The following is a 12,686-nucleotide window of genomic DNA, read 5'->3' on the forward strand; positions in this document are numbered from 1 at the left end:
TGGTGCCGAGGACCGGAATCGAACCGGTACGGTAATCACTTACCGCAGGATTTTAAGTCCTGTGCGTCTGCCAGTTCCGCCACCCCGGCAAGAAAAAATAAAAATGGAGCGGAAGACGGGATTCGAACCCGCGACCCCGACCTTGGCAAGGTCGTATTCTACCGCTGAACTACTTCCGCTAAATTATTATTTTTATTATTATATTAAATAATGGTGAGCCATAGAGGATTCGAACCTCTGACCCTCTGATTAAAAGTCAGATGCTCTACCAACTGAGCTAATGGCTCTGAAAAATGGTGCCGGCCAGAGGACTTGAACCCCCAACCTACTGATTACAAGTCAGTTGCTCTACCAGTTGAGCTAGGCCGGCAAAAATGGTGGAGAATGACGGGTTCGAACCGCCGACCCTCTGCTTGTAAGGCAGATGCTCTCCCAGCTGAGCTAATTCTCCATTTTAACAATATTGCCCGGCAGCGTCCTACTCTCGCGGAACGTAAGCCCAACTACCATCGGCGCTAAAGAGCTTAACTTCTGTGTTCGGCATGGGAACAGGTGTGACCTCTTTGCTATCGCCACCAGACAATGTTGTTTCGTTTTTGTCTTACCTTATTTATTATAAAGAACTTATCAAGGCTTTTCAATAGTCAATTTTACACCTTATTAACTTTCTTTACAAATATCTCGAATTGATAATGCGTCCTGTTTTCAGCGACCTATATATAGTACCTAATTTTTAAGCTTTCGTCAACACTTTAACGAAAATTTTTATCATTATTTTTACAAATACCTTCATATCAACGTTTTTAATAATGTTTACATTAAAAAAATATGCAATCAACAAGTTGTTGATCACATATTTTTTGTAAATTATTATTTTTGTCTCATGTATGGGAATAATAAAACATCTCTTATAGATGCAGAATTTGTTAATAACATAACTAAACGATCAATACCTATACCTAATCCACCAGTTGGAGGCATACCATATTCTAAAGCTTCAATGAAATCATCATCCATTTCATGTGCTTCGTCATTACCTTGATCTTTTTCTTTCATTTGAGCTTCGAATCTTTCACGTTGATCTATCGGATCATTTAATTCAGTAAATGCATTAGCATGTTCTCTACCTACAATAAATAACTCAAAACGATCAGTAAATCTTGGATCTTCTGGATTTTTCTTAGCTAATGGTGATATCTCAATTGGATGTCCATAAATAAATGTAGGCTGAATAAGTTTCTCTTCTACTCTTTGTTCAAAGAATTCATTTAAGATATGACCATAAGTCATACGACCTTCTACTTCTATATTATGTTCTTTTGCTAAAGCATGCGCTTCTTCATCCGTTTTAACTTCATAGAAATCGACACCAGTATGTTCTTTTACTGCGTCAACCATGTGCCATCTTTTCCATTTTGGTGCTAAATCAATTGATTCTTCTCCATATTGAACAGTAGTTGAACCTAATACTTTTTCAGCAATAGAAGCTACCATTGACTCTGTTAAATCCATAATATCGTTATAATCTGCATATGCTTCATATAACTCAATCATTGTAAATTCAGGGTTGTGTCTTGTTGATACACCTTCATTACGGAATACTCTTCCGATTTCATATACTTTTTCTAAACCACCGACGATTAATCGTTTTAAGTGCAATTCAATAGCGATTCTCATGTATAAAGTCGCATCAAGCGCGTTGTGATGTGTTACGAAAGGACGTGCTGAAGCGCCACCTGCGATTTGGTGCATCATTGGCGTTTCTACTTCTAAGAATCCTTTAGTATTTAGGTAGTTTCTCATTTCTTGAATGATTTGACTTCTTGTAATGAATGTTTTAGTTGATTCTTCACTTGTAATTAAATCTAAATAACGTTGACGATAACGTTGCTCTATATCTTGTAAACCATGATATTTATCTGGTAAAGGGCGTAGAGACTTAGTTAAAACTGTAAATTCTTTAGCTTTAACAGATAATTCTCCAGTGTTTGTTTTAAACATTACACCTTTAACGCCGACAATATCTCCTAAATCTGCATGATTCCATATTTCAAATTGCTCGTCTCCAACTTGGTCTTTACGAACATAAATTTGAATTTGGCCAGTAATATCTTTCACATGAGCAAATCCGGCTTTACCTTTACCTCTTTTAGTCATTAAACGACCTGCTATAGCAACAGCTGATTCGTCTTCTTTATCATGAAGTTCTTCTTTACTAAATTGATCCCATTCTTCGTGCAAAGTTTCAGAATCTCCGCTTCTTACAAATTTTTCACCGAATGGATCGATTCCTAAATCTCTTAATTCTTGTAATTTTTGTCTACGAACCAACATTTGGTCATTCATTTCTTCTGACATGATATTCCACTCCTTAATTAAATTGCAATAACTTCTTCTTTTTCTGCTATTTCTTCAACAAACTGTTCAAGGATACCGACTAATTCATCTCTAGTTTCAGCTTGATTAATCGCTTTTCACACTTTACCATTTTTGCACATACAAGACTTGCCATTGCCGTCAAAACTACTCGATTGTTCATTTCAACATGTCCTAATTTCCAGACACTCTAATTTCTTTCACTCTTATACTTTACTACTTGTTCGTCGTTTAGCAATAGTTCCCATATATATTTTTTAGATATTGGTTCAACTACATTTGAGGCGATATCGTTAAGTGGTACCATCACAAATGCTCTTTCTGTCATTCTTGGGTGTGGTACTTCTAGGTCTGGTGATTGAATAACGGATTGATCATATAATAAAATATCTATATCAATTGTACGTGGCCCCCATCTTTCTACTCTAACTCGATGGAGCTGTTGTTCAACCATCATACAAACTTTTAATAACTCTGATGATTCTAATTCAGTTGAGATTTCAATACACATGTTCAAAAAATCAGGTTGTTCTGTGTATCCTATTGGTTTTGTTTCATATATTGGAGATTCTTGGGTAACTTCTATACCTTCTACTTCATTGAGTAGTTTAATTGCTTCTACTAATTGAAGTTCTCTATCCCCCATATTACTGCCTAAACCTAAATATGCGGTATGCATTTATCTCTTCCTCACTATCTCAATACCTACACCTTCATAATGACCTGGTATCGGTGGGTTATTTTTTGTAATTTTAACTTTAGTTTCCAATACTCGATTATAGTGTGAAAAGACTTGTTTTGCAATACGTTCTGCGAGATGTTCAATTAATTGTACGGGTTTACCTTCCATAATTTCTTTGACCAATTCAAACACTTCTCCATAATGAACTGTCTTTTCAAGATCATCAGTTTCTCCTGCTTCAGATAAATCTAAATATAATTCTAAATCTACTAAAAATATTTGTCCTAGCTCATTTTCCGCTTCAAATGCGCCATGATATCCATAAAAGGACATGCCTTTTAATATAATTCTATCCATCGACTCGAATCTCCTTTAAAGTATCGATTACTTGTGCTACCCTTTTGTTCATTTGTACATTATGAACTCTAACAGCACGAACGCCTTTTTCAATACCATAAGCTGTAGTAGCCACTGTACCTTCATCTCGTTCGTCAACACTACTATTGCCGCCTAACAAATCATTAATTAATCGTTTTCGACTCGTAGCGAGTAAGACATTATAACCTGTCGCAACTAGTTCATCTAAACGCGACATGACTATGCGTTCTTCTTCTCTCGATTTAGCGAAACCTATCCCTGGATCTAACCATATATTTTTCTCTGGAATTCCAGCCATTTCAGCTTGATTGGCCTGCTTTAATAAAGAAAGTAATAATTCTTCCATAACTGGAAGTTCTCTATTACCGTCACCATTATGCATAAGCACAATTTCAGCGTTGTATTCGGCTACGACATTTAAAATTTCAGGATCATAAAGGCCAGCCCACTGATCATTTATCATTGTTACGCCTCTCTTTAATGATTCTTCAGCAACTTTGCTTCTATATGTATCCACTGAAAGCTGAATATCTAAGTCATTTAACGCTTCTACTACCGGGATTACTCTATTAAGTTCTTCTTCCAAACTCACTTCTGTATACCCAGGTCTTGTAGATACTCCACCGATATCTATAATATCAGCGCCTTCAGAAATAAGCTTTTCGGCATGAACTCTTGCTTTTTCAACACTATTATATGAACCACCATCTGAAAATGAATCTGGCGTAACATTCAAAATGCCCATGATTTTTGTATTAACCAAAATAGTCTTCCTTCCTTTTCACATAGATAAACTTATTATAACAAATTTAAAAAATCACGCCTAAATGAAATAACTTATAAAAGTTATTTATTATAGACGTGATACTTAATGCATTATTATGATTTTAAATGCTTAGTCTTCAAAAGCGTATAAAGGAGTAGATAGGTAACGTTCACCATTACTTGGTAATACAGTTACAACTGTTTTTCCTTCACCTAATTCTTTAGCTTTTTTCAACGCAGCTACAATTGCAGCTCCTGATGAAATACCACCAAGAATACCTTCTTCTTTAGCAACTTTTCTAGACATTGCCATTGCTTCTTCGTTTCCAACTTTAATGACATCATCATAAACGTCAGTGTCTAATGTGTCAGGTACAAATCCAGCACCTAAACCTTGTAATTTATGCGGTCCAGGATTACCACCACTTAAAATTGCAGAAGCTTCTGGTTCAATCGCAACGATTTGTATTTCAGGATATTTTTCTTTCAATACTTTACCAGCTCCTGTTAAAGTACCACCTGTACCAACGCCAGCTAAGAAAGCATCTACTTGAACGCCATCAAATTGTTCTACAATTTCAGGTCCAGTAGTTAACTCATGTACTTTAGGGTTCGCTGGGTTTTCGAATTGTTGAGGTTCAAAGTAACCTTTTTCCTCTTTAAGCTCTTTAGCTTTTTTAATCGCGCCTTTCATACCTTCAGCTCCAGGTGTTAATACTAGTTCAGCACCGTAAGCTTTTAATAATGCGCGACGTTCACTACTCATTGTATCTGGCATAACAAATACTGCTTTATAACCTTTAGCAGCTGCAACCATCGCTAAACCGATACCAGTGTTACCTGATGTAGGTTCAATAATAGTGTCACCTGGTTTAATTTTTCCTTCTTTTTCAGCAGCTTCTATCATTGCTAAACCAATTCTATCTTTAACCGAACTACCTGGGTTTTGATATTCTAATTTAACATATACATCTGCTGAACCATCTTCAACTACATTGTTTAATTTAACAACAGGTGTGTCACCTATTAATTCTACAATATTATTTACTCTCTTAGCCATTTATACTTCACTCCTAAACAGTATTTTATACCTTAGTTTATTTATCGGATATATTGATTATAACAAAAGTTCAAATAAAGTGAAAGTATTTACTAAATTAAAGCGAATTTTTAAGCGCGACAAGCTCTTCTTCACTATATTGATACTTTGTTCTACAGAAATGACATTCAGCTTCGGCACCATGATCTTCTTCTATCATGCCATCGATTTCTGCTTCACCAAGACCTTTAATAGCATTTAAAAATTTCTCTCTAGAGCAATTACATTTGAAATCTATATCCATATTATTAATAATTCTCGTATTTTCTTTACCTAATACTGTTTCAATCAGTTCTTCAGGTGATAAACCTCTATCTATTAATTTAGATACTGGTTCCATTTGATTTATTTTTTCTTCTATTGCTGAAATAGTTTCTTCAGATGCTCCCGGCATTAACTGAATAATAAATCCACCTGCAGCTTTAATAGAGTTATCAGGATTAACAAGTACGCCAAGTCCTACAGCTGAAGGAACTTGTTCACTTGTAACAAAATAGTATGTGAAATCTTCTCCTAGTTCTCCAGAAACAATTGGTGTAGAACCTGTAAAGTAGTCTTTCAATCCAATGTCTTTAACAACATTTAACATACCTTCCGTTCCCACTGCACGTCTCACATCTAATTTACCTTGTTCATTTAATGGAAAATGTATTTGAGGGTTTTGCACGTATCCTCTTACTTCACCTTTACCATTAGCATCGACCATAATTTTTCCGATTGGTCCACCACCATCAATCGTTATCGTTAATTTTTCTTCATTTTTCAACATTGAACCCATCATTATACCTGCTGTCATAGATCTTCCTAATGCAGCTGATGCTGTTGGCCAAGTATAATGGCGTGTTTGTGCTTCTTGAACAGTATTTGTTGTTTTTACAGCAAAAGCTCTAACTTCATCGTTAAAAGCTAAGCCTCTTACTAAATAATCTTGTGTCATTTTTATACTCCTTCTTTAAAAAAAGCCCCTCTCAATCAATGCATTGAAAGGGACTTTGTGAAATTATTTTTTACGATCTGTCGGTTTGTTGTCACCTAGGTCATCAATATTTGGCTCTTCATCGTGAGCTGGCTCTTTTGATTCGCTATCTGAATCTGCATCTTTTTCTTCATGAGATACTTCATCTTTAACTTCTTCATAAGATTTACCAACTTCATCGTCTTCAATATCTAATGTACCTTCTTGTTCTTTTAAGTCACCTTCATATTTATCTTCATCTGAATCATCATTTTCGTTTAAATGAGAATCATCATATTTAACTTCTGGTAACTTACCTTCATGGAATAATGATTGAATTTGTTCAGCCACTAACGTTTCTTCAACTAATAAAGTTTTAGCGATTAATACTAATTGTTCTTTATTTTCAGTTAAAATTCGTTTACAACGTTCGTATTGTTCTTTAATAATACGTTGAACTTCTGAATCAATTTCATACGCAATTTGGTCTGAATAGTTTGGTTCAGATTGCATTTCTTTACCTAAGAATACTTGCCCACTATCAGAACTACCAAATTGTAATGGACCTAATTTTTTACTCATACCATATTCAGTAACCATCTTACGTGCAATACTTGTCGCACGTTGGAAGTCATTATGAGCACCAGTTGATGCTTCTCCAAAGTTAATTTCTTCAGATACACGACCACCTAGTAAACCAACTATTTTATCCAATAGTTCTGGTTCAGTCATAAAGTAACGATCTTCTTTAGGAAGCATCATTGCGTAACCACCAGCTTGTCCACGTGGAACAATGGTAACTTTATGAACCATTTCAGCTTCATCTAATACACAGCCGATAATTGTGTGACCAGCTTCATGATAAGCAACAATATTTCTTTCTTTTTCAGAAATCATTCTTGTTTTCTTAGCAGGACCTGCAATCACTCTATCTGTTGCTTCTTCTATATCTCTCATATCAATTTTAGTTTTATTAGAACGTGCAGCTACTAATGATGCTTCGTTTAATAAGTTTTCTAAATCTGCACCAGAGAATCCTGGTGTTCTTTGAGAAACTGCTTTTAAATCAACTGTTTCATCAAAAGGTTTATTACGTGCATGCACTTTAAGTACTGCTTCACGTCCTCTAACATCAGGACGTCCTACTTGAATTTGTCTGTCGAAACGACCTGGACGTAATAATGCTGGGTCTAAAATATCAGGACGGTTTGTTGCAGCAATCATAATGATGCCTTCATTTTCACCGAATCCATCCATTTCAACTAATAATTGGTTTAACGTTTGTTCACGTTCGTCGTGACCGCCACCAACACCAGCTCCACGCTGACGACCAACTGCATCAATCTCATCTATAAAGATGATACATGGTGCATTTTTCTTAGCATTTTCAAATAAATCACGTACACGACTGGCACCGACACCAACGAACATCTCAACAAAGTCAGAACCACTTATTGAGAAGAATGGTGTTCCTGCTTCACCTGCTACCGCTCTAGCAAGTAATGTTTTACCTGTACCTGGAGGACCAACGAGTAAAACACCTTTAGGAATACGTGCACCCATTTTTTTGAACTTACGATTATCTTTAAGGAAATCGACAATTTCTACTAATTCTTGTTTCTCTTCATCAGCACCTGCTACATCAGAGAATCGTACACGTTTCTTCTGGTTATCATAAAGCTTGGCTTTTGATTTACCAAAGTTCATTACTCGGCCGCCGCCACCGCCGCCGCCTTGCATTTGGCTTAAGAAGAATATGAATAAAAATGCAATAATTAAAACAGGGATAAGCGTTGTTAAGACACTAACAAAGACACTTTGTTTTTCTTCTTCTTTAACATTAAATTTCAATTCATCTTGTTTCTCGGCAGTTTCAGTAATTTTTTTCAAATCATCTTGGTTGTTAAACAAGATAGAAGATGTATATGTTGCATCTTTACCTTTTTTTAGTTCACCGCTAACCATATAAACATTCTGTTCGGGTTGAATAGTTAACGTTTTTAAATCGCCTTTTTCAAGCTTCGTCATAAACTCGTTATATGTAAGCTGTTTTGGTGATTGTCCATTGCCATTAATGAACTGGAAAACACCAAATAGGACGATAGCTAAAAGCGCGATCATTAATATATTTCGAAAAGCTTTTTGCATTCAATTTGTCCTCCTACTCAATTAATAAAACTAACAAAAATTTTACCATATTTGTAATTTCTTACGCTAGTAATTAACCTTAATTATACGCATCATTGGTATATTTCTGGTTTAAGCGTACCAATGTAAGGTAAGTTACGATATTTCTCTGCAAAATCAAGGCCATATCCTACTACAAATTCATCAGGAATTTTTTCGCCTACATATTTAGCTTCAATAGCTACTTTACGTTTCATCGGTTTATCTAATAATGTTACGATTTCAATAGATTTAACATTTCTATATTTCAATAAATCGACTATAGAATTTAATGTCGTACCCGTTTCTAAAATGTCTTCAATAATAATGACATCTCTATTTTCTACTGAAGTACTTAAATCTTTTAAAATTTTAACTTCTCCCGTTGATTCCGTACCACCATGATAACTAGATACATCCATGAAATCTAATTCAATATGCGTATCAATGTATTTTACTAAATCAGCCATAAACATGATTGAACCTTTTAAAATACCAACACAAATAGGTGTCTTTCCATTATAATCTTCAGTGATTTGCTTTCCTAATGTTTTGCATCTTTCTTGAATCTGTTCCTCTGATAATACAACAGACTTAATCGAATCATTCATTAAAGTCATCTCCAATATAAGTAATAGTTAATGCGTTTTTAAAGTTAGAATCTATCCAAAAGTCACCAATTGCAATAATAACATCACCATGTAAAATAATTGGACAATTGTTTCGTTTATGTATGTCTATCTTGTTGTCAATCATGATTCTGTTAACTTTTTTGTGATGTTTATTTCCCCGGTTATAATACTGAATACGATCTCCAGACAATCTCGTTCTTACAAATAAAGGCGATGCTATGTCGTTCGCTTTAATTAACCAATTCCCAAATACATATTGTTCATTACGATTTATAAATATAGAATTTGCATTGAACTCAATATCTTCACATAGTAATAATTTATCATATGCAACAATAAACTGCCAATCATCAGATATATGAAAGATGGATTGTTTTTCAAAATTGTCAAATATACTCATCCATTCTTTATAAGCCTTAACGCTGAATCTTTGCTGCACATATGTTTCTAGCAATTGATCTAATACTTGTGTTTTAACTAAAGGGTTTAACTGATTAAATGCGAATCTATTAATCACTACTTTATCTAGTTGCTGAACTTCATTATTTATAAATGCTTTAGCTTGATCAATAATTAAACTTCTTGCATCGTTCATCCATTGATTTAAATCGAGTAAATGTCCTGTTGAAAAATCTTCTCGTTGCTCTATAACCGGTAATATTTCATTGCGTATATAATTGCGTGTATATTTATTATCGTTATTTGAAGCATCTTCAAAATAACGAAATGCAAATTCTTGCTGATATTTCTTTAGTGTTGCTTTAGATACATTTAAAAATGGTCTGCAAATAACATAATCATTTCTTTTTTGAACTTGATTGATGCCTAATGAAGCACGGCCAATTCTTCCAGTAAATAATCGATATGATATTGTTTCTTTTTGATCATCTAAGTGATGTGCTGTTAATAACACGTCACTCTGAGTGCGTTGCATCATTTCATCAAACCATTCATACCTTATCTTTCTAGATACATCTTGTATGCTTTTATTTCGATTAACAACTTCGCTTAAATCTAGTGTTCTAATATATATTTTAATGTTATGTTCTTTACAATATTGTTCAATAAATTCCGCTTCTTCTTTTGACTCTGACCTTAAACCATGATTAACATGTAAACAAATTAAATGATGATATGTGTGCTTGTATGTTGTATTTAACATGTGTAATAGCGACATACTATCTATCCCAGTCGAAACAGCCAATGCTAAATTATCATTTTCATTCCAAGTTATATCAAGCATTGTTACACACCTCAATTTTAAAAATTCACTTGATCTGTTCAAAATAAAAAGAGGCTCAACTAATTAGCCTCTTTTTATTATAATCAATTATCGTTTTGCACCTTTTCCACCACGACGTGATTCAGTTTGTCTTTTAATAGACGTCAACTTATCTTCACTATCTTTCAAAAAGTTTGTTAATTTCTTCTCAAAATCTTCAGGCTTTGGCTCTTTCTTTGGAGCTTGACGTTTTGGACGTTCTTTAGCTTTTTTTATAGACAAACTAATTTTCCCATCGTCGGCTACTGTTAATACTTTTACTTCTACTTCGTCGCCTACAGTTAAATGGTCATTTACGTTCTCGACGTAGTTATCAGCAACTTCACTGATGTGCACAAGGCCACTTTTACCTTCAGGTAATTCTACAAATGCACCAAAATTCTTAATACCTGTAACTTTCCCTTTGACTTTATTGCCTACTTCAATTGACATATTATTACTGTATCCTCCTGATATAATTTCACTTTAACCTTATTATATGCTTCTATACAAAATTATACAACGTCATATATAGATTATTTATCATTTTTCCGATTCTTTTTTCTCTTCTGGTAATTTAAATATTATTTCACCATCATTACTTAAGAAGTATTCACTTCTTGCAAGCTTTTCAATATATTCTTTATCATTAAGTCGTTTAATTTGTTCTTTTAACTCGATTTCTTTATCTTGCATTTTTTCATATGTTACAGCTTTCTCTTTACGCTCTTGCACTAATTCATCATTACGATTTTTTTGAAGAACCAACATGATAATCATGATAAGAATCATTAACAATAATACTCCACCAAATAAGGTTAGTCGCTTTCGTACCACTTGGCGCGTTTTATTGACAGTCTTCTTTCGTTTATTTTGAGACTGCGTAAATTCATTATCTAGATTTTTAATTTTTTGCGCCATATACGTACCTCCTTATTTATAAAGAATCTTGTATTTTTTCTTCTTTGATTACTTCAAACATCGTCTTAGCATTTTCTTTATTTGCATGCTCAGACAATCCTGTTACTTTCACAACGATAATTCTATTTCCAAGTCTTATTTCTAGTTCGTCTTCTACACTTACCACTGTTCCTGCTTTAGCAGTTTGACCATTCACTTTAACTCTACCTTGGTCACTTACTTCCTTCGCAAGCGTACGACGTTTAATTAGTCTAGATACTTTTAAATACTTATCTAATCTCAAATTGTTAAGTCTCCTTTGTTTATAAATTCTTTTAGTCCATCTTCTCCAAGACCCTCTAATTTGGTTTTATCATACAGCTTCAAAAAGTAATCAGCAAATATTTTTTCTAATTTCTCGCGTTCTACTTTACCTTCTTTAATTTTTTCACTTTGCCAAATTCGATTAAGGTCTTCAATATCATTGGCTTCTTGATCTGAAAAGACATGTGGATGTCTACGGATCATCTTACTTGTTAGTTCTTGTACCACTTCTCTAACATCAAAGAAGCCTTCTTTTTTACCTATAGAAGCATGCAACATTACTTGTAATAAGATATCGCCAAGCTCCTCTACCATATGATCAATATCTTCTTCATCAATTGCTTCAATCAATTCAAACGCTTCTTCAATAATATAACGTTTTAAGGAATCGTGCGTCTGCACTTTATCCCATGGACAACCATCTTCAGATACAAGTGTATCAATCGTATGTTCTAAATATTGGAAATCGTTATACATTTGATGTTCTTCTAAAATCTTAGGAACAAATAAACTCGTCAAATTAGATAATTCAGCATGATGATCCATTTCGTATAAAGGACAAGTTATAACATCCGCTTCACCCAATCGAGCGTTAGACACGATCATGACTTCATGCTCGTCAGGATATCTTTCCATTAATGTCACTTTTATATCTGAAGCAACTAATTGGTCATACACTTGAGTAATAATCGTATTTGTTCTTACATTTAATGTTGTTTCAGATAAATTAGTTCCATCTAATAATGTAAAGCCATCATTGGGATCAATGTTAACTGCTCTAAACATATCATCTAAAAAGCTTTTTCCTCCAAGAATTTTTACATTTGGGAACTTTTCTAACAGAAGTTGTGTCGTTGTTTCTGCAACTGATGGGTCACCAGGAACAGCATAAATGACATCTTCAGTTTCAGCTTTTTCAATTAATGTATCTACTATTTCCGTATATACATTAATAAAGTCGTCATGCTTTTCATAAACACTGTCAAAGCTTTTCCAGTTTATATCCTTTAATTCATTTATGACTGGATGTTCTAATGTCCTCGCATATACTGTGTCAACAGACTGCAGTTTACGATAGACACCCATAGGTAATTCATCAATACTATAATTACCTAAGCCAACAACTACAATTTGTTGTGCCATGATTT

At 34.1% G+C, this 12,686-nt stretch carries 13 protein-coding genes, 5 tRNA genes and 1 rRNA gene; all 19 read right to left on the reverse strand.

Features of this window, described 5'->3' with window-relative positions; genetic code table 11:
• Window positions 1–89 (reverse strand) — tRNA-Leu (locus tag LQ598_RS12630).
• A 15-nt stretch (window positions 90–104) separates the two neighbouring features.
• A tRNA-Gly gene (locus LQ598_RS12635) sits at window positions 105–179 on the reverse strand.
• A 32-nt stretch (window positions 180–211) separates the two neighbouring features.
• Window positions 212–287: transfer RNA gene (locus tag LQ598_RS12640), tRNA-Lys, on the reverse strand.
• Window positions 288–294: 7 nt separating this feature from the next.
• Window positions 295–370, reverse strand: a tRNA-Thr gene (locus tag LQ598_RS12645).
• A 5-nt stretch (window positions 371–375) separates the two neighbouring features.
• Window positions 376–451: transfer RNA gene (locus LQ598_RS12650), tRNA-Val, on the reverse strand.
• Window positions 452–465: 14 nt separating this feature from the next.
• A 5S ribosomal RNA gene (rrf, locus tag LQ598_RS12655) occupies window positions 466–580 on the reverse strand.
• A 290-nt stretch (window positions 581–870) separates the two neighbouring features.
• On the reverse strand, window positions 871–2,358 hold the full coding sequence (gene lysS, locus LQ598_RS12660) for a lysine--tRNA ligase (protein WP_016911372.1): 1,488 nt from the start codon (window positions 2,356–2,358) through the stop codon (window positions 871–873).
• Window positions 2,359–2,566: 208 nt separating this feature from the next.
• Window positions 2,567–3,055, reverse strand: coding sequence for a 2-amino-4-hydroxy-6-hydroxymethyldihydropteridine diphosphokinase (gene folK, locus LQ598_RS12665; RefSeq protein ID WP_016911371.1), 489 nt, complete (start codon window positions 3,053–3,055; stop codon window positions 2,567–2,569).
• Window positions 3,056–3,415, reverse strand: a complete 360-nt coding sequence (folB, locus tag LQ598_RS12670) for a dihydroneopterin aldolase (protein WP_016911370.1) — start codon at window positions 3,413–3,415, stop codon at window positions 3,056–3,058.
• Entirely contained in the window at window positions 3,408–4,199 is a 792-nt protein-coding gene (gene folP / locus LQ598_RS12675; protein WP_107537157.1) for a dihydropteroate synthase, read from the reverse strand. The genes folB and folP overlap by 8 nt, the downstream gene beginning before the upstream one ends.
• A gap of 132 nt (window positions 4,200–4,331) precedes the next feature.
• Window positions 4,332–5,261, reverse strand: coding sequence for a cysteine synthase A (cysK, locus tag LQ598_RS12680; RefSeq protein WP_016911368.1), 930 nt, complete (start codon window positions 5,259–5,261; stop codon window positions 4,332–4,334).
• A gap of 97 nt (window positions 5,262–5,358) precedes the next feature.
• A complete protein-coding gene (gene hslO / locus LQ598_RS12685; protein WP_016911367.1) occupies window positions 5,359–6,237 on the reverse strand; it encodes an Hsp33 family molecular chaperone HslO in 879 nt (292 codons plus the stop codon).
• 63 nt (window positions 6,238–6,300) lie between these two features.
• Entirely contained in the window at window positions 6,301–8,403 is a 2,103-nt protein-coding gene (gene ftsH / locus LQ598_RS12690) for an ATP-dependent zinc metalloprotease FtsH (RefSeq protein ID WP_239745648.1), read from the reverse strand.
• Between the two features lie 92 nt (window positions 8,404–8,495).
• Window positions 8,496–9,032: a hypoxanthine phosphoribosyltransferase gene (hpt, locus tag LQ598_RS12695; RefSeq protein ID WP_016911365.1), complete on the reverse strand. Its 537-nt coding sequence runs from the start codon at window positions 9,030–9,032 to the stop codon at window positions 8,496–8,498.
• Window positions 9,025–10,296: a tRNA lysidine(34) synthetase TilS gene (tilS, locus tag LQ598_RS12700; protein ID WP_239745650.1), complete on the reverse strand. Its 1,272-nt coding sequence runs from the start codon at window positions 10,294–10,296 to the stop codon at window positions 9,025–9,027. Before tilS ends, hpt begins: the two co-directional genes overlap by 8 nt.
• Before the next feature lie 87 nt (window positions 10,297–10,383).
• Complete coding sequence (locus tag LQ598_RS12705; RefSeq protein WP_016911363.1) at window positions 10,384–10,767, reverse strand: S1 domain-containing RNA-binding protein; 384 nt, start codon at window positions 10,765–10,767, stop codon at window positions 10,384–10,386.
• A 90-nt stretch (window positions 10,768–10,857) separates the two neighbouring features.
• Window positions 10,858–11,235: an FtsB family cell division protein gene (locus tag LQ598_RS12710; RefSeq protein ID WP_016911362.1), complete on the reverse strand. Its 378-nt coding sequence runs from the start codon at window positions 11,233–11,235 to the stop codon at window positions 10,858–10,860.
• A 16-nt stretch (window positions 11,236–11,251) separates the two neighbouring features.
• Window positions 11,252–11,518 (reverse strand): RNA-binding S4 domain-containing protein, encoded by a 267-nt coding sequence (locus tag LQ598_RS12715; RefSeq protein ID WP_016911361.1) that lies wholly within the window; start codon window positions 11,516–11,518, stop codon window positions 11,252–11,254.
• Window positions 11,515–12,681, reverse strand: coding sequence for a MazG nucleotide pyrophosphohydrolase domain-containing protein (locus LQ598_RS12720; protein WP_103322997.1), 1,167 nt, complete (start codon window positions 12,679–12,681; stop codon window positions 11,515–11,517). The genes LQ598_RS12715 and LQ598_RS12720 overlap by 4 nt, the downstream gene beginning before the upstream one ends.
• Between the last annotated feature and the right edge of the window lie 5 nt (window positions 12,682–12,686).

The organism is Mammaliicoccus sp. F-M27, from assembly GCF_022387115.1.
In the GTDB taxonomy this organism is placed as follows: Bacteria; Bacillota; Bacilli; order Staphylococcales; family Staphylococcaceae; genus Mammaliicoccus; species Mammaliicoccus vitulinus.